Annotated in this window: 15 protein-coding genes and 1 tRNA gene; 9 read left to right on the forward strand and 7 right to left on the reverse strand. The window is 44.0% G+C overall.

Annotation, left to right across the window (positions count from 1 at the left end):
* Positions 1 to 77: 77 nt before the first annotated feature.
* Together WC958_04395 and WC958_04400 are read left to right on the forward strand one after the other, a co-directional pair.
* Complete coding sequence (locus tag WC958_04395; protein MFA5629470.1) at positions 78 to 1,082, forward strand: ATP-binding cassette domain-containing protein; 1,005 nt, start codon at positions 78 to 80, stop codon at positions 1,080 to 1,082.
* A complete protein-coding gene (locus WC958_04400; protein ID MFA5629471.1) occupies positions 1,079 to 1,849 on the forward strand; it encodes an ABC transporter permease in 771 nt (256 codons plus the stop codon). Before WC958_04395 ends, WC958_04400 begins: the two co-directional genes overlap by 4 nt.
* A 153-nt stretch (positions 1,850 to 2,002) precedes the next feature.
* Here WC958_04400 and WC958_04405 read toward each other — a convergent pair whose 3' ends face one another.
* Together WC958_04405 and WC958_04410 are read right to left on the reverse strand one after the other, a co-directional pair.
* Entirely contained in the window at positions 2,003 to 2,182 is a 180-nt protein-coding gene (locus WC958_04405) for a DNA-binding protein (protein MFA5629472.1), read from the reverse strand.
* A gap of 18 nt (positions 2,183 to 2,200) precedes the next feature.
* Complete coding sequence (locus WC958_04410; protein MFA5629473.1) at positions 2,201 to 3,079, reverse strand: SPFH domain-containing protein; 879 nt, start codon at positions 3,077 to 3,079, stop codon at positions 2,201 to 2,203.
* Between the two features lie 203 nt (positions 3,080 to 3,282).
* Between WC958_04410 and WC958_04415 the strand changes: the two genes are divergently transcribed.
* From WC958_04415 to zupT, 7 genes are all read left to right on the forward strand, one after another.
* Positions 3,283 to 3,771, forward strand: coding sequence for a metal-dependent transcriptional regulator (locus WC958_04415; protein ID MFA5629474.1), 489 nt, complete (start codon positions 3,283 to 3,285; stop codon positions 3,769 to 3,771).
* Positions 3,772 to 3,939: 168 nt separating this feature from the next.
* Complete coding sequence (locus WC958_04420; protein ID MFA5629475.1) at positions 3,940 to 4,185, forward strand: ferrous iron transport protein A; 246 nt, start codon at positions 3,940 to 3,942, stop codon at positions 4,183 to 4,185.
* Complete coding sequence (locus WC958_04425) at positions 4,175 to 4,474, forward strand: FeoA family protein (GenBank protein MFA5629476.1); 300 nt, start codon at positions 4,175 to 4,177, stop codon at positions 4,472 to 4,474. The genes WC958_04420 and WC958_04425 overlap by 11 nt, the downstream gene beginning before the upstream one ends.
* Before the next feature lie 63 nt (positions 4,475 to 4,537).
* Entirely contained in the window at positions 4,538 to 5,227 is a 690-nt protein-coding gene (locus WC958_04430; protein MFA5629477.1) for a FeoB small GTPase domain-containing protein, read from the forward strand.
* Positions 5,217 to 6,554 (forward strand): ferrous iron transport protein B, encoded by a 1,338-nt coding sequence (gene feoB, locus WC958_04435; protein ID MFA5629478.1) that lies wholly within the window; start codon positions 5,217 to 5,219, stop codon positions 6,552 to 6,554. The genes WC958_04430 and feoB overlap by 11 nt, the downstream gene beginning before the upstream one ends.
* Before the next feature lie 53 nt (positions 6,555 to 6,607).
* Complete coding sequence (locus tag WC958_04440; GenBank protein ID MFA5629479.1) at positions 6,608 to 6,856, forward strand: FeoC-like transcriptional regulator; 249 nt, start codon at positions 6,608 to 6,610, stop codon at positions 6,854 to 6,856.
* A gap of 51 nt (positions 6,857 to 6,907) precedes the next feature.
* Positions 6,908 to 7,705: a zinc transporter ZupT gene (gene zupT, locus WC958_04445; protein ID MFA5629480.1), complete on the forward strand. Its 798-nt coding sequence runs from the start codon at positions 6,908 to 6,910 to the stop codon at positions 7,703 to 7,705.
* A gap of 38 nt (positions 7,706 to 7,743) precedes the next feature.
* Here zupT and WC958_04450 read toward each other — a convergent pair whose 3' ends face one another.
* The 5 genes from WC958_04450 to WC958_04470 form a co-directional block, all read right to left on the reverse strand.
* Positions 7,744 to 10,860: an N-6 DNA methylase gene (locus WC958_04450; protein MFA5629481.1), complete on the reverse strand. Its 3,117-nt coding sequence runs from the start codon at positions 10,858 to 10,860 to the stop codon at positions 7,744 to 7,746.
* On the reverse strand, positions 10,857 to 14,231 hold the full coding sequence (locus WC958_04455; GenBank protein ID MFA5629482.1) for a helicase-related protein: 3,375 nt from the start codon (positions 14,229 to 14,231) through the stop codon (positions 10,857 to 10,859). Before WC958_04455 ends, WC958_04450 begins: the two co-directional genes overlap by 4 nt.
* 125 nt (positions 14,232 to 14,356) lie before the next feature.
* Positions 14,357 to 15,322, reverse strand: coding sequence for a transcriptional regulator (locus tag WC958_04460; protein ID MFA5629483.1), 966 nt, complete (start codon positions 15,320 to 15,322; stop codon positions 14,357 to 14,359).
* 198 nt (positions 15,323 to 15,520) lie between these two features.
* Positions 15,521 to 15,751 carry a hypothetical protein gene (locus tag WC958_04465; protein MFA5629484.1) on the reverse strand — a complete coding sequence of 77 codons (231 nt, stop codon included), beginning with the start codon at positions 15,749 to 15,751 and terminating at the stop codon, positions 15,521 to 15,523.
* 144 nt (positions 15,752 to 15,895) lie between these two features.
* Positions 15,896 to 15,971: transfer RNA gene (locus WC958_04470), tRNA-Ala, on the reverse strand.
* Positions 15,972 to 16,093: the final 122 nt, after the last annotated feature.

Consider the following 16,093-nt stretch of genomic DNA (forward strand, 5'->3'; position numbering starts at 1 on the left):
AGCATGCCTAAAATATCGGGAAGATAATTTACCAAAAAGAGGGCTTAAAAACCCCGCGATAAGGCGTTAAGAAAGTTATGGCTGAAATGAACCGAGAAGCAGCGGTTATTGTTGAAAATCTGGAGAAAAGTTATCGTAAAATAAAAGCGGTTGACGGTATTTTCTTTCGCGTTGAGCGCGGGGAAGTCTTCGGGTTTTTAGGGCCGAACGGCGCCGGTAAAACTACTACCATTCGTATTCTTTTAACGTTAATACAGCCGACGGCGGGCAAAGTAAGTGTTTTGGGCTTGGATGTAAAAAAAGAGGCCGATAAAATCCGCCAGCTTGCCGGTTATGTGCCGCAAGGGATTTCGGTTGACGGTGAGATTACGGCCTACGAAAACCTTTTAATTTATTCCAAACTTTACGGTGTTCCGTCCTCACAAAGAAAAAAGCGCATCAGCGAAGTGCTGGAGTATATCGGTTTGGCGGATCGCGCAAACGATATGGTTAAAACCTATTCGGGCGGGATGATGCGCCGCTTGGAACTTGCTCAATCCTTAATTAACAGACCTCAAATCCTCTTTCTTGACGAACCGAGTATCGGCCTTGACCCCAACTCCCGCAACGCAATGTGGGAAATGGTGCGCAGCCTCAGGCAAGAACTCGGCACCACCGTTTTCCTGACCACGCATGATATGGTTGAAGCGGATGCCCTCTGTGACAGAATCGGCATTATGGATAAGGGTAAACTGGTAGTAATCGGAACACCCGCTTACTTAAAAGCGACTGTCGGCGGTGATGTGGTGACGGTGAGTGCAAAAAACGCTGCGCTTGGCGAAGCGATTCAAAAGCTGGGCTATAAAACAATCGGCGAAGCGACTAACGGCAATGCCGATTTACTGGTTGAAAACGGTGAAAACGCTATTCCGCGTATTGTTAGCGGGTTTAAAGAGCAGGGCATTGATCTTGAATCAATCTATCTTAAAAAACCGTCTTTGGACGATGTCTTTTTAAAGTACACCGGTTCGCGTATCGATGACGGTGCCGGCTGGGCGCAGACCAAAAAGATTCGGGCGGCCTACGGAAGGATGGCAAAATGAAGTTTGCGCGTTATGCCACTACGATGCTGGCGATTACCGAATTGGAAATGCGTAAAATCAGGCACGATCAAACCCAGATTTTGATGCGCTTAATCCAGCCGATATTGTGGCTGACTATTTTTGGGGTAACATTTAGCAATATTCGTGTTATTCCCACCGGTGATTACACCTACTTGCAATTCTTAACCCCGGGCATATTGGCGCAGTCGGTTATTTTTGCCGCCATCTTCTTTGGCATTAATGTTGTCTGGGAGCGCGACTTAGGCATCTTAAATAAGCTGTTATCGACACCGGCGCCGCGTTCATCAATTGTAATCGGTAAATCACTTGCGGGCGGTTTGCGCGGTTCGTTTCAGGCGCTCGGCATACTGGTAATTGCGCTTGTAATCGGTATCGATTTAATCCTTACCCCGCTGAGCATCCTGGGAATGCTTTTAATCATAATTTTGTGCGGAATATGTTTTTCGGCAATGAGTATGGCTTTGGCATCGGTTTTTCGTACGCGGGAGCGGATGATGGGGGTTGGGCAGGCGCTTACAATGCCGCTCTTTTTTGCTTCCAGCGCTATCTATCCGATATCGATTATGCCCGGCTGGCTTCAGGCGATTGCCATTGTTAACCCCTTAAGCTATATTGTCGATGCTTTAAGATCGCTTCTGGTTACCGGCGACCTTTCCGGACTGGGAACGGATATTCTTATTATCGTTATTTCGGCAGCGGTGCTGTTGGTGCTTGCCAGTATCGGTTTTAAAAGGCTTTTGGTCTAACGCCTTTAAGCCGGTTCTATCCGAATTATTATAAAAATCTTTTCACACAAACGTATCATCCCCGAAACATTTAATTTATCCGTTTAAGAACAAAAACCAAAAAGCCCTCGCTGATTTTTAGCGGGGGCCTTCTTTGCTTAGTTTGTAATCTTTTTAATCGTTTTCTTTGGCTTCTTTTTTGGCCTTCTTTTTGCGGTCGTTTACGGCATTTTGCAGAATCAGCTCGATTTGTCCGTTAACACTGCGGAACTCCTGAGCCGCCCACTCGTTGAGGCTATCCCATAGTTCTCCGTTAATGCGGAGGAGGTAGCTTTTCCGTTCTCCCTTTTTCATTTAAAACCTTTCTCGTTTTTACTGGTAAAGCGTGCCGGTGTTAATTACCGGTGAAGTTGATGATTCGCTGCACAGAACGACCAAAAGATTACTGACCATAGCCGCCTTTTTCTCTTCGTCCAAATCGACTAAGTGCTTTTCGGCAAGCTGTGAAAGCGCCATTTCCACCATACTGACGGCACCGTTTACAATTTGGCTTCGGGCGGCAACCACTGCCGATGCCTGTTGACGGCGCAGCATCGCTTCGGCGATTTCCGGCGCATAAGCTAAATGGCTCAGCCTTGCTTCAATGACCGTAACACCGGCCCTGCCCAGCCTTTCCTGTAATTCGGCTTCCAGCATTTGGTTGATTTTTTCGGTGCTGGCACGCAGAGTCAATTGCTCCTCGTTGGTATCCTCAAATGAATCATAGGGGTAGGATTGCGCCAGGTGACGCACAGAGGCCTCACTTTGGATAATTACATACTGCTCGTAGTTATCGACATCAAAACTGGCTTTAAAGGTGTCTTCAACCTTCCAGACAATAACGGCGGCAATCTCAATCGGGTTACCGACTTTATCGTTAACCTTTAGTTTCTGACCGCTTAAATTGCGCGCGCGCAAACTCATCTTCTTCTTGGCAAAAAACGGGTTAGCCCAGAAGAATCCGTTTTCTCTGACCGTTCCGGCATATTTACCGAAAAGAATGGTAACCTTGGTTTCGTTGGGGTTAACAATAAAGAGCCCAGGAAGAACCAAAATCACATCGACGGCTGTTATGATACTTGCCAGAACAATCATCCACACCGGCGACCCGTCGGCGCTTAAAACAAACAGCACGATTGCCGCCACTGCCAAAATAATGGCAACCGCCAGCATTAAAAAGCCGTTGTACGTTTTGGTAACTTTTTCTTTCATTATAACCTCCTTTTTCATATCATTGTGATATCATAATAATATCACTATCAGGGAGAGAAATCAATAGGTTGGAGCCGGTAGCATATTGAATTTTCCCAAAGTTTTTAAAAAATATTTTCCGGGCGCTTGACAGAGTATATTTTGTTGCTGTATACTTCTGTATTAAGTTAGACAAGACTAACAAATGGAAGCAATGATATAAAATGGAAAACACGAAGAGAAAAACGACTGCCAGTATGGAGGATTACCTCGAAGCTATTGCGATGCTGAAAGAGGAGGGCCGGGATTCTACCGTGACAGCCATCAGCGAAATAATAGGGGTAAAGAAGCCGAGCGTAAACTGGGCACTAAAGAAGCTCTCCGATGCCGGATATGTTATCCATGAGCCTTACGGGGATATCGATTTGACACCCGAAGGCGCCAGAGTTGCCGATGAGATATATCGCCGTCACAAAACGCTAATCAGCTTTCTGGTTGATATCCTTAGGGTTAATCCGGAAACGGCTGCCGAGGATGCCTGCAAGATGGAACATGTAATGAGCCGAGAAACCATCAAACACCTTGAGAAATTCATGGATTTCGTTCTTGCCTGCCATCCGGGTCAATCGGACTGGGGGGATGTTTTTAATCGCTATATTAAACATGGCAAAGATGATCGGCATATCAAAGATAGGTTTGCAGATTACTGCTAGTGTATTTTTTTACGCCTAATTGTTAGCCTAATCTAACAATCTGCCTCAACAGAGATATTTTTGAGGCTTGGAACAATCAAAACACGGATAAATAACATAATTATCAATATTATCGAGGTTCAAACGGAGCCTGCGCAAAATAGAAGGAAAGTTACAGGAGAAAATCGGATGACTGAAAAGAAGTTGGACGAATTAAAGAATGGTGAAAAGGGAAAAATAACCAAAATTACCGGTAACGGCAGCTTTTTTCGAAGGTTATTGGACCTTGGTGTTGTCAAAGGGGCAGAGGTGGAAATGATGGGCGTGGCTCCGCTCGGAGACCCGATTGAAATTAAAATTAAAGGTTACAATCTCAGCTTGCGCAAGTCTGAGGCTAATTGGATTACGGTGGAGGTTCAACAAAATGACGAATAAGGAATTCCCGCTGATTTTTGCGGACGCCGGGAAAAAATTAATGATTACCGGATTTGTCGGCGGTTTCGGTATGACTCAGAGGCTTGCGGATATGGGATTGACCGTCGGTTCCCCAGTTTCGATAATCGGGGGGAGCTGCCGCGGGCCGCTTGTACTTGATGTTAGGGGTTCGCGGCTGGGGTTGGGCTGCGGTGTTGCACACAAAATATTGGTGCGTAATATTGCCGATGAACAAGATACAGGCTGCGGTAACGAGCAGACTTCCAAAGAGCCTGCCGTTATCGATTGATTTAATCGGTACTGAAAATCGGATAAATGTAAATAAAATTTATGAATCAGGAGACATCACAACATGAATAAAAAGCGAATCACCGTCGCTTTGGTCGGTAATCCCAACTCGGGAAAGACGACTCTGTTTAACAGCCTGACCGGTTCAACGCAGCATGTCGGGAACTGGCCGGGCGTAACGGTTGAGAAAAAAGAGGGCACCTGCTCTTCGGGCGAATATGAAATCAAGGTGGTTGATTTGCCCGGTGTTTACAGCCTGACAGCTTATTCGCCGGATGAAGTGATTGCCAGAAAATTTATTATCGAGGAAAAACCGGATGTAGTCGTAGACATTGTAGATGCTTCCAATTTGGAAAGAAATCTCTATCTTTCGGTGCAGTTAATGGAACTTGATGTTCCCGTACTGCTGGCCTTGAATATGATGGATGAAGCGGAAAATCGAAACCACAAAATCGATATCAAAAAATTATCTGAAGGAATGGGGCTTCCCGTTGTACCGATGGTCGCCAATAAAAGTAAAGGGGTTGCCGATTTGCTGGCGGCGGTTGTAAAAATCGTTGAAGATAAAAACCCGCGCACCGGCGTTAAAATCGAATACGGTCGGGATGTCGAAAAGCAGATAGGGGTGCTTGAGAAGGCATTGTCCGAAAGCCCTCATGCCGGTAAATATTCACCGCACTGGCTGGCAATTAAGCTGCTTGAGGGTGATGAGGAGATAATCAAGAAATTCGAAGGGGTGCCCAATGTCAAATGAAGAAATTTTGAAGCTGCGCCGTGAAGCAGCGGCTAAATTGCAAAATGTTTACGGCAGCGATGCCGATATGGTTATTGCCGATGCGCGCTACGGGTTTATCAGCGGGCTGCTCAAAGATGTGCTGGAGAAACCCTCGGTCGAGCCTCTCAGTATCTCCGACAGAATTGATAAAATAATTATCAACCGCTGGTTGGGTATCCCTGTTTTTATGGCATTAATGTTTCTCGTTTTCCAGTTCGTTTTTACCGTAGCCGAGCCTTTTATGGGCTGGATAGAATCTTTCTTCGGCTGGCTGGCAGGTTATGCCGCAAATATCAGCCCCGATTGGCTGGGTTCGCTAATCGCCGACGGCATCATCGGAGGCGTCGGTTCGGTACTCGTTTTCCTGCCGAATATATTCCTTCTCTTTATCGCCATCTCGATATTGGAAGACTCCGGGTATATGGCGCGCGCTGCCTTTGTGATGGACCGCTTGATGCATAAAATCGGTTTGCACGGGCGTTCGTTTATCCCGATGCTGCTCGGTTTCGGCTGCAATATCCCCGGCATTATGGCCTGCCGAACCATCGAAAACCCGAAAGACAGGCTAACCACCATACTTATCAATCCTTTTATGCTCTGCGGCGCTCGTCTTCCCATATTTGTTCTGCTGATTGGCGCCTTCTTCCCGTCTAACCAAGGCGTAGTAATGTTTTCAATGTATTTTCTGGGTATCTTAATCGCTATTTTAATGGCATGGATATTCCGTAAGACAATATTAAAGGGCGAGAGCGGTCATTTCGTGATGGAGCTGCCTCCCTATCGTGTTCCGACCTTTGTCGGTGTTATTACCCATATGTGGGAGAGGGGCAAGATGTTCCTGCGCAAGGCCGGAACGCTGATTATGATAGCTGTGATTGTCGTCTGGTTCCTCTCAAGCATGCCTTGGGGTGTTGAATATGCCAGCGCCGATAGCTGGGTAGGTCAAATCGGCAGCTTCTTCGCGCCTGTATTTGCCTGGGCCGGATTTGATCAGTGGCAGGCATCAGCGAGCCTGATATTCGGTTTCCTGGCCAAAGAAGTGGTTATCGGGGCTCTGGGTACCATGTTTGCCGTCGAAGAGGGGCTTCTGGGCGATGTACTGATGACACAGCTCGGCTGGACCCCGCTTATCGCGCTGTCTTTCATGGTATTTAGTCTGTTGTATGTTCCCTGTGTTGCGGCGCTGGGCGCCATCCGCAGTGAAACAAAATCGTGGAAGTGGACCATCTTTACCGCGGTGTATACCACTGCCATCGCCTGGATTATGGCTGTGCTTGTTTTCCAAATCGGCAGTCTGTTTGTTTGATTAAAATCTCAATTGGGGGGGCCTTAAATGGCTCCCCCTTAAGGAGTTTACTAATGCTTTATCAAGTTTTAAATGAATTTAGAAAATCGGGCGGGGCTGTTAGCCTTGATGCTTTAAGCCGCAAGCTCGGTGTTGAAAGAAGCGCTCTTGAAGGGATGCTGGAAACGCTGGTGCGGCAGGGTAAGTTAAAAGAAATTTCCGCTGCCCCCTCCGGCTGCGGAGGCTGTCACGGCAGTTCTTGCGGTGGCTGCGCTTCGAATATGTCAGCCAATATCGGCAAGTCTTACGAACTGGTTCTCTAACAGGGGTGTACTTACAGCCGCAGAATCTGCTATATTTAAAGCACTCAGAAAATGGATATCAATGTCGGGTTTGCATTACTTCTTACCACGCTTGCCGGTCTATCCACCGGCATCGGCAGCCTGATTGCCTTCTTTATTCGTAAACCTAATCCCTCAACACTTGCCGTTCTTTTGGGTCTTTCCGCCGGCGTAATGATTTATATCTCCTTTACCGAGCTTTTAGGCACGGCGATTGCCGATATCGGCTTTGCCAAAGCCAACCTCGCCTTTTTTGTCGGCATTATCTTTTTTGCGCTGATTGATATTCTGGTTCCGCACTCCTACAAAGAGGAATGTGCCTCGGATCACTGTTTGGGGATTGAAAATTCAACCAAAGAGAAATCAAACTCAATGGCGGCGTTAAAAAGAAGCGGGATATTTATTGCCGCAGGGATTGCAATCCATAACTTCCCCGAGGGCATTGTTACCTTTTCGGCGGCAGCCACCGGCGATGTAACCCTTGGCGTTATTATTGCCGCGGCGGTGGCGTTGCATAATATTCCCGAAGGCATTGCCGTATCGGTTCCCATTCTCGTTGCTACCGGCAGCCGTAAAAAGGCCTTTGGCTACTCTTTTTTGTCGGGGCTTGCCGAGCCGGTAGGGGCTGTAATCGCTTTTTTGGTGCTTATGCCTTTCCTAACCCCCGAAGTGCTTTCGATGACGCTGGCATTTGTGGCAGGGATTATGATTTATATCAGCTTAGATGAGATATTGCCGATGGCGCATCATTACGGACGGGAGCATTTGGTAATAATTGGGGTTGTGGCGGGAATGGCGGTTATGGCGCTTAGCTTATTTATTTTGGGGTGATTGGGTTTTAGGCGGTTTAGAAATTTACGAGAATTCCCTCACTTTTCGCCTTCAATAATTGCGATTTCTTCCGGTGTCAGTTCATAAAGCTGGTAAACCAACTCATCGATTTCCCTTTCTAATTCCTTTACTTTAGCTTGCTTGGTAGGATTAGATGAATAATCAGTATCTTTGGTGATGGTAAGAATTTGGTCGACAAGGTTAATTAATATGATTCGCACTTTATCTGATATTTTGCACACGGGAAAGTTATTAATCATTGTAGTAGTAAATGAAGTACCTTGGTTATAACTAGCGGATGGATATTTCTCTTTAATATAAAAGAAAGCTAATTTACTATTAATCAAGGCTAAGATCAATTTTAATACCAAAACACTACAATTGGTTACTATCAAGGTTGTCTTGCCAGGTATAATGTAACCGTCTTTATCTAAACAAGCATCAAGTAAATTAAGGCCTTTAATTATTATTTTTGGTTTAACAGACTTCTTCCCATAAGAGTTATTAAAAGTATCTAAGAACAAATCTCTATTGACAATTGGATGGAGGTATTTACATCCCAAGTAGGTCATTTCACGTATCCCCCACTTAGGGAAATATTTCCCTATTGTTCCTGTATTTACTATTTTTAGATGCGTGTTTGGATTATAATCAGTTAAGGAATCGTTTATTAAAGGAACTAGTTTATATGCATCAGAAGTGCCGCAAGCATTTTCACAATTGCCCCAATCAGATATTTTTTGTGGGAAAGATGCGATTTTAGTTAGAATATCAATGTGATTGGAAAAAAGAAAATCAAATGCAAAAGGTGATTCAACTAGTTCTTTACTAACTTCTTTGCTGAAAATGATTTCTTTGTTTTTAAACTCATATATTTTTAATGTATTTTTTGATTTTTGTGAAAAAAAGGATACTATCGAATCTACATTTGAATTTTCAAATACTTCTCGGCCGGCTTTCAAAACAGTAAAGATATTATTAAAAGTCCTAATCCTGAGAGTATCTCCAAATGGCTTAGATATCCATTTATCTGGCGTTATAAAAGCAAGCATTCCGTTAGTACACATCATTTTAAAACTAAACTCAAAAAAAGCTACATAAATGTCCCAATTTCCTTTAGTCATTTCATAAGAACGTTGAATCATTTCACGAAATACGCCTTGTCCACTATTTATCATGCCCTCTGAATCAATATACGGTGGATTGGCTATCACCACATCAAATCCATCTTCAACACCAAACATCCATATCGGGTCAAACCAAGAGTTGGCTTCATAAGAGAACGGGTTCCATTCGGTTAGCTGTTTAACCAGCGTATCTGCCACCGCCCATTGCACGTTTTCTTCAAAAAGCTTTTGTTGAGTAGCACGAAATTCTTTTTCGATTTGTAATTTTTCGGCACCGTAACTGCGTAAATAATTTGCGCGTAATTTTTTTAACTTTTCGATTGCTGATGTAACCCCGAATGCACTTTGCTGTGCAACTTCCGGCAGACCGATAAGGGCATTCGCCGACACAAATTTAAACTCTAAGTTGGGCAAAGGTTCAATCCCACGGTTTTCCTCGTTATCAATTACAATTTCATCTACCACAAGCGAGAGGAAGCAACGTAATTTGGCAATCTCTACCGCTATCGGTTGGATATCAACACCGTAAATACAATCCCGTATTATCATTAACTTACGGATATATGCCCAGTTTTCTTTTTTGATATTCTTTTCAACGGTCTTACGCACTACGGGGTCTAAATTGCCGATATAAAGCCGTTGCCATATCTCAAGTTGGGGGTCTATCTTTTCCAATGTAAGCAACATGCGGTGCAATATCCCCATCGGAAATGCGCCGGAACCGCAAGCAGGGTCGATAATCTTGATTTCGTCCAAAGCCGTAACAATGCTGTTTTTTTCGGCATCCGTAAAATCGGTTGTAATATCTTCATACGAAAGTAAATCCGCCAGCTTTTCGTCGGCAATCTCTGTTTTGGTGATTAAATACTGTTTTAGCGATTGCTCAACCATATAATCGACAATCGCACGCGGTGTGTAATAACTGCCGGTGGCTTTGCGGGCGGTTTCGCCGGTTTCGGGTACTACCTCCGCCAAAAGGTTTTCAAAAACCCTGCCCAGCATTTCGGGGTCAACCGAAACCTCGGCATCGACGGTGCTGTTTTCATCAATGGTGAAGTTGTATTGCTCAAGAGTCGAGAAAAAATCAAGAAACCAGCTATTGGGTATTTTGAGCCCGTAGTTGGGATTATTGGCATAATAATCGTTCGCGTGCGGTTCGAATAAGCCGCCGTTTAGGAAAGGGATATCCTCTTCATTCGGTAAAATGTCCTTTTTTCTTTCCTTCGTGGGTGTATTTAGCGCTTCAAAGAACAGTTTTTCAAGGATTGAATGATAATAATCGCTGTTGGAATTAACGGCGTCAGTCGATAGTATTCCGTTGGGGACTAACGATTTTCCGGCGGCGGATTTTTTGTGTTTTAAAAACCAGCAAAATATAATGCGCCCAATCAGCCGAACCGCAAATTCCTCGTATTTACGGCTGTCATCATCGGAAACAAACGGCAATGCCAGTTCTTTTTGGCAGTTGCTTCTGCCGGTTAACCGATAATAATATTTGGCGATTTCTTGGTAAAATTCTTTGTTGACCTTTTCAACCGAGAAAGCCTCTTTAATAACGTTTAAATCGGCAAAACTGCTTTCACCGATTCTGATGCGGAAGGTTTTGTTGGTTTGTTCTTTGGTAACGAAATAGGTAAAGCGGCGGAAATTGCTCCATTTCTTGCGGATGCCTTCCGCCTGTTCGTAAACCAAGCTAAAGCGGAAATTACCGCGATTATCGTAAAAAACAAAGAAGCCGGCATTATAAACCTCGAATTCTTTGAGGATTTTCTTGGCCTTTTCGTACTGCGCCTTTTTCCCCGAACGTTCGCTGAGATCGCCTGTTACTTTGGCGGTGATGACTGCCAGCCGGTTGCCGTTATCAAAGCGGATTTCCCCCAACCGTTCAAAATTGCTAAACCGCTCATCGTTGTACTCTGCTAAATTTTCCGCAAGTTCGGCAAATTTATCGGTTTTACTGCGTAAAAAGAGGGTGAGGTTTTTTGAGTTGAAGCTTTGAATCATCCGCGTTAAAGGTTCCGTATTCATGCCTGCTCCTTAATGTTTTCGATTGCGATAATAACCTCTTTCTGTGTTTGCCCTATTCTTAGTTTTATTTTATCCAGATAATCGGCGCCGAGTTCTTTTTGCAGAATTTTGATTTCGGCGACTGTTTTTTCTGTTTTCGCTTCGTCTTTGGATTGCGAATGCAGGTTGGCGATTTTACGCAGTGTGTAATCGGAAAGGGTTTTGTATTCCAAGATATCATCGTACAGGTTTCTTAAGAAAGGCAGGAGGCTGTCAAATGCCGGATTACCGCCGTTTAAGAGGGTCTTGACGTTGTTTAAGGCTTTCTTTTCGATGCTTAACTCGCTGGCAGGCGTTCTTGAGGTTTCTTTGTACTCTTTGGCGGCCATGTAATTACCCCAAAACGATTTGCTGAAATCCAAGGCCTTTTCTTCTTTGGCACACATGATGTAATCAAGGGTATCTTCAAAATCAAGCTCTTCGGGCTTATCTGCATTATCTAAAATTGCACGTGTAAAAAGCCCCAAACCTTTTCGGATATAAACGATTAGATTATTATCGGTATAGCCTTTGGCAACCTTGATTCGCGAGGGCAATGCGGATATTTTTTCAATCACTTCCGGTGATGAAGCGGCAATTTCGGCATAAAGCTGCCTGACTTTGGTTTGGAAGCTTTCCTGTTCCAAGTCGTCGGGGTTTCGCATTATGCGCGTAAAAAGGTTTGAGGCGCTCGGCTCTTCTTCGGGCTCAAATATCTTGGCATCTTCACCGAGGGCATTATGGATTAAAAACATCTTTTCGGTGGCGATTTCACGGCTTTTAACGTATGTGGAACCCTGTAAAGTGGGGAAAAAGTTGTAAATATAGAGGTTTTTAAAAACACGTTTGCTGATGCGGTTAATGCGCCCCACCCGCTGGATAACCCGGGTCGGATTCCAAGGGATATCATAGTTTATTACCGCCCCCGCACGGTTAAGGTTGAAACCTTCCGACATTTTGTCGGTGGTAATTAGAATTCTGTAATCGTTTTTCGGTTTTTTGTGGGTGGCATCGAAGTTTTTTAGAATTTCTTCTATTTTGCTTTTGCTTAAATCACCCTTGACGGTAATACAACTGTCGGGGAACTCCTGATTTAAATAGGTTTCCAGATATTTGGCGGTATCGGTATATTCGGTAAAAATAACGATTTTTCGTTCGGGGTCGCCGGAGTCGTCTTTCTTTTTGCCGATTGCTTTTATCTCCAGCGCCAGTTTTTCCAGTTTCGGATCGTTTTTAACCAGCTCAAGGGATTCGATTTCCTCTAAAATATCGTTAAACAGCTTAATATCGGATTTAATATCGTTTAAAAAGCGGTCTTTTAATTTAAATTCGTTAATTTTGTAAACTTTATCGGTTTTGGGGAAATTGCCGCGGCTGAGCCGTTCTTCAAAGGCAGCCAGTTCCTCTTCGATTTCATCAATATCCGCTTCGCAAATTTGGTCGATTAGTTTACGGTCGAGGATATACTTTCCGCCGGAGTTGTCGATAAACTGCTGTATTTTTTCGGTGATGGATTTAAAGTTGATAATACTCTGGCGGAACGAGCCGAACGAGCTTTCGAAGCGCTTAATCAGCAACCTTCTCATAAAGTCGTACAAGTTCCTTTGTATTAAGGATTCGCGGTTTTCTTCTTTATCTAAATCCTCTTCATCTATTTCAAGCTGGCCGGAATCGTAAAGGAACGGCTGATAGATGGCGCCGGTAAAACGCCCCGATTCCCCAAAATAATCCTTAATGACTTTATCGTAGAATGCGGATTGCTTGGGGGTGAGCTCAAAAAATATTTCACAAGGGTCTTTAACATCGGAAAGCTCATAGATTTCCTTAGAATATTCGGGGTCTTTTTTAAGGTCTATCCGATTACGTCTGATTGTAACCTGCGAGATAGTATTACGAATATTCTTGGAAAGTTGCCTTGTTCGCTCTTTGACTTTACTCAAATCGATTGTTTTTGAACCGAACATCGTTTCATAATAGGTAATCGCCTGGCTTTTCTTTTGCTGGTTATTGGAGTTGAAATTCTTTCGGATATAGGAAAGGCGCCGGAAAGCATGCGAATAAGACCTGAATTTGGCGCTAAGGTCGCCGGATAGCGTTATGGATGGTTTCCCGGGAACAATAAATAATTTAATCATCGAAAGCAAATCGGCGGGGGTGTTGTTGAAGGGGGTGGCAGTAAGCAGTATCACAATTCTGTCGCGGCAGATATTGCTTAGTAAATGATAGGCCTCGGTGCTCTGGTTACGAAAACGGTGCGCCTCATCAATTATTACCACTTCAAAATCGGGGTTGGATTGAACTAAATCATGGACCCGTTTTAGGTTTTCCAGCCCCGAAGAACGGACTTCCCAATCGTACAACCCAAAATCTTCGCGATACTTTTTCCAACCAGTGGTAGCATTATCGTCGCCGACCAATCCCGGCGGACAAAGAATAATGCCGCGCTTCCTTAAACTGTGGGCGATCATACCCGCAATAATACTTTTTCCTAAACCGACGACATCGGCAATAATTACGCCGCGATGCTGCTCAATAATTGACAGGGCGTGGGCGACGGCATCGGTTTGATATTTGTATGCTATGTAGCCTTTTTTCTTTAACAAGTCCAGCAGACTTGGCCGGATTTGTTTACTTTCTTGGAGTTCAATATAAGTTTTTAGTATCAGGGCGAATGCCTCGTAGGGGGTAACGTTGGTAATTAAGGTTCCGTCCTTGATGGTTTTAATCAGTTTGGTTTTATATTCGGGATTTTCGGTTATTTTGACGGCTTCCGCCCAGAGCCTGTCAAAATATTCCTCGGCTTCATTGACACCGTAATCCTTAATTTCAACGTTCAGTTCGTTTTGACGTGAAAGCCCGGCTTTGGTGAGATTGCTGCTGCCGGTAATAAAAAGCGAACTTTGGAGGCTTTCCAGCGATTCCTTCATTTTAAATACATATAATTTGGCGTGATTGGGCTCATAAGTTTTACGGATTCTGATTTTGTCGTTTTGAATCGCTTCTATAAAGAAGTGCGCTTGTGTGTAAAATTCCTGATTATCAAAATCATCGGAGTTAATTGACTTTGTAATCGAACTTAGGAAATTTTCAAACTTTTCTCTGTCTGTCAGCCCCTTTTGTTGATTGTCGTATTCGATTAGGCCGTATATGGTATTATCTGATTCTAAGCCGACAAGAATATCAAGCTGTATTTCGGGGTTCTTTTTTAGTGATTCGTAGAGTTCCTTTATTCCGGAGAAATAGAAAAAACCAACCAAGAATTTCAGTTCCTTGCTGTGTTCGATTAGCTCAGAGATTCTGTTTTTGAGGTTTTTCTCGCCTTCGTTAGTTATAAATGTGGTGTTTGTACTCATACGGCATCTCAATCAAATTTTACCAACATGGTACTCTATGTTATCACAAGATTCAATTATTTGTGTCAAAATATTCGTCGGTTCTCTATTCTTGCGCATCTCTTTGACAGCGCTATGTCAAAATCCTACTTCTTACGATAAACTTTAACCATATCCTTCGCTATTTGCAACACCTCTTGGCGCAGTTGGGGCGGTTCCAAAACCTCCACTTTTTCACCCCAGCCCGTTATCCAATTCAGCAGTTCACTGGTGTAAAAGACTTTTATCGTCATAATTACCGATCCGTCGGGCTGCTTTTCCAATTTCTGCGACGGGTGCCAGACGGTTTCCTCGGCAAAGCGGGCAATTTGCGGGATGAATTTGAGCTTTACGGTTTGTTCTTCTCCGTCAACAATGATTCCCCAGGCGCTTGAGAAGTATTTATTGGCATCAAAATCTTGGGGGATGGTGTATTTTTCATCGGTCAGCTCGATTGACTCAATTCGCTCGGTTTTGAAGACTCGCATTTCACCTGCACGGCAGCAATGGGCGAGAACATAGCTGGAATGCCCCGGCGCCGCCGGTTCAATAAAATAGGGTTCAATAATGCGCTCGGTGGCTTTTTCGGCCGGCAGGGAGCGGTAAGTTATTTTGACTTTGCGTTGAGAAGTCCAAGCTTCGGCGAGTTTGGGAAGCGTAAATATAAAACGTTCGTTGCGGGGCAGTTTTTCCATCCAATCAATTGTATTTAAGACTTGTTTTGCCAGCGGCGGCGGCATTACCGATGCCAAAAAATTGAAGGTGGTGGCAATGTTAGGATCGTAGCGGTTGCTGTAATTTAACATAAGGCGTGCCGCCAAAAAGATATTAAGGGCCTCTTTTAACGAAAAACGGACGGGAGGCAGGAAATAACTCTCATCGATTGCCCATTTGGCCTTTTCTTCATATATCGGAACCATTAAATCGGTTCCGAGGCTGTCGATATCACGGTAGATTGTGCGGACATTGACGCCAAACCTTTTGGCGAGGTCTTTAGTCGAAAAGCGCAGAGGGTTTTGGTAGATTAGAAACCAGATTTTTATCATTCGCTCTGTTTTTTTAATTCTCTCCATCCCCTTCCCCCTTTAGCTTATTTTCCCGCATTATGCAATTACTCCAATAAAAAGTCAAAAAAAACTAAAAATTTGCCCATTTCTTCTAATATTTTGACAAAATGCTGTCAATAAAATGATGTATATTGGGATGTTAATAATAAGGAGGGATATAAAAAATGACAATAACCGCTTTTTTGTTGTCCGACTTGCTGACCGCTATGGACTGCTTAATGAAGCCGTCCTTACCGCAGGACAGGTCGATATTTCTAAAGCTTGCGGTACGCCGGTTCCATTACGGGCGGGGCGGCGGAAGAATTCATTGGTCATAAAATAAGAACCGATTACGGCGGTTACAACCGCAAACAAAAATTGAAGACGGGGATAGCCTGAATTTAAGAAGCCCTTGTTAAAACGCAAGGGCTTAACTGTTTGCGTTTTTGCGGCCAAGCTATGCGTCTGCTTGCCGACCTCCTCCGTCCGACACTACTTTAAACAGTTTCAGACGAGTTTTTAGAGGAGAATAATCTTTGAATAAAGCAAGCTATTCATAACGAATAAAGGGAGCAAAATAACGCGGCGAGGATGATATTTTGGTGGACCCAGAGAGGCTCGAACTCTCGACCTTTTGACTGCCAGTCAAACGTTCTCCCAACTGAACTATGGGCCCAAATGATTACTTAATTTAGCATAAATGAGGGTCTCTTATCAAGGGCGGACGTTGGTATCCGTTACAACAAGGTTTCAATCCCGTTTACCAAAGTGTTTTATCCCGCCTTGCAAGTTTTAATG

This window comes from Dehalococcoidales bacterium, assembly GCA_041656115.1.
GTDB lineage: Bacteria > Chloroflexota > Dehalococcoidia > Dehalococcoidales > UBA5627 > UBA5627.

Coding starts and splice junctions, on each gene's coding strand:
- WC958_04420 (MFA5629475.1), top strand. CDS start 3,940: ATGACTGAAAAGAAGTTGGACGAATTAAAGAATGGTGAAAAGGGAAAA.
- WC958_04460 (MFA5629483.1), bottom strand. CDS start 15,322: ATGGAGAGAATTAAAAAAACAGAGCGAATGATAAAAATCTGGTTTCTA.
- WC958_04450 (MFA5629481.1), bottom strand. CDS start 10,860: ATGAATACGGAACCTTTAACGCGGATGATTCAAAGCTTCAACTCAAAA.
- WC958_04410 (MFA5629473.1), bottom strand. CDS start 3,079: ATGAAAGAAAAAGTTACCAAAACGTACAACGGCTTTTTAATGCTGGCG.
- zupT (MFA5629480.1), top strand. CDS start 6,908: ATGGATATCAATGTCGGGTTTGCATTACTTCTTACCACGCTTGCCGGT.
- WC958_04430 (MFA5629477.1), top strand. CDS start 4,538: ATGAATAAAAAGCGAATCACCGTCGCTTTGGTCGGTAATCCCAACTCG.
- WC958_04455 (MFA5629482.1), bottom strand. CDS start 14,231: ATGAGTACAAACACCACATTTATAACTAACGAAGGCGAGAAAAACCTC.
- WC958_04400 (MFA5629471.1), top strand. CDS start 1,079: ATGAAGTTTGCGCGTTATGCCACTACGATGCTGGCGATTACCGAATTG.
- WC958_04425 (MFA5629476.1), top strand. CDS start 4,175: ATGACGAATAAGGAATTCCCGCTGATTTTTGCGGACGCCGGGAAAAAA.
- WC958_04415 (MFA5629474.1), top strand. CDS start 3,283: ATGGAAAACACGAAGAGAAAAACGACTGCCAGTATGGAGGATTACCTC.
- WC958_04405 (MFA5629472.1), bottom strand. CDS start 2,182: ATGAAAAAGGGAGAACGGAAAAGCTACCTCCTCCGCATTAACGGAGAA.
- WC958_04395 (MFA5629470.1), top strand. CDS start 78: ATGGCTGAAATGAACCGAGAAGCAGCGGTTATTGTTGAAAATCTGGAG.
- WC958_04440 (MFA5629479.1), top strand. CDS start 6,608: ATGCTTTATCAAGTTTTAAATGAATTTAGAAAATCGGGCGGGGCTGTT.
- feoB (MFA5629478.1), top strand. CDS start 5,217: ATGTCAAATGAAGAAATTTTGAAGCTGCGCCGTGAAGCAGCGGCTAAA.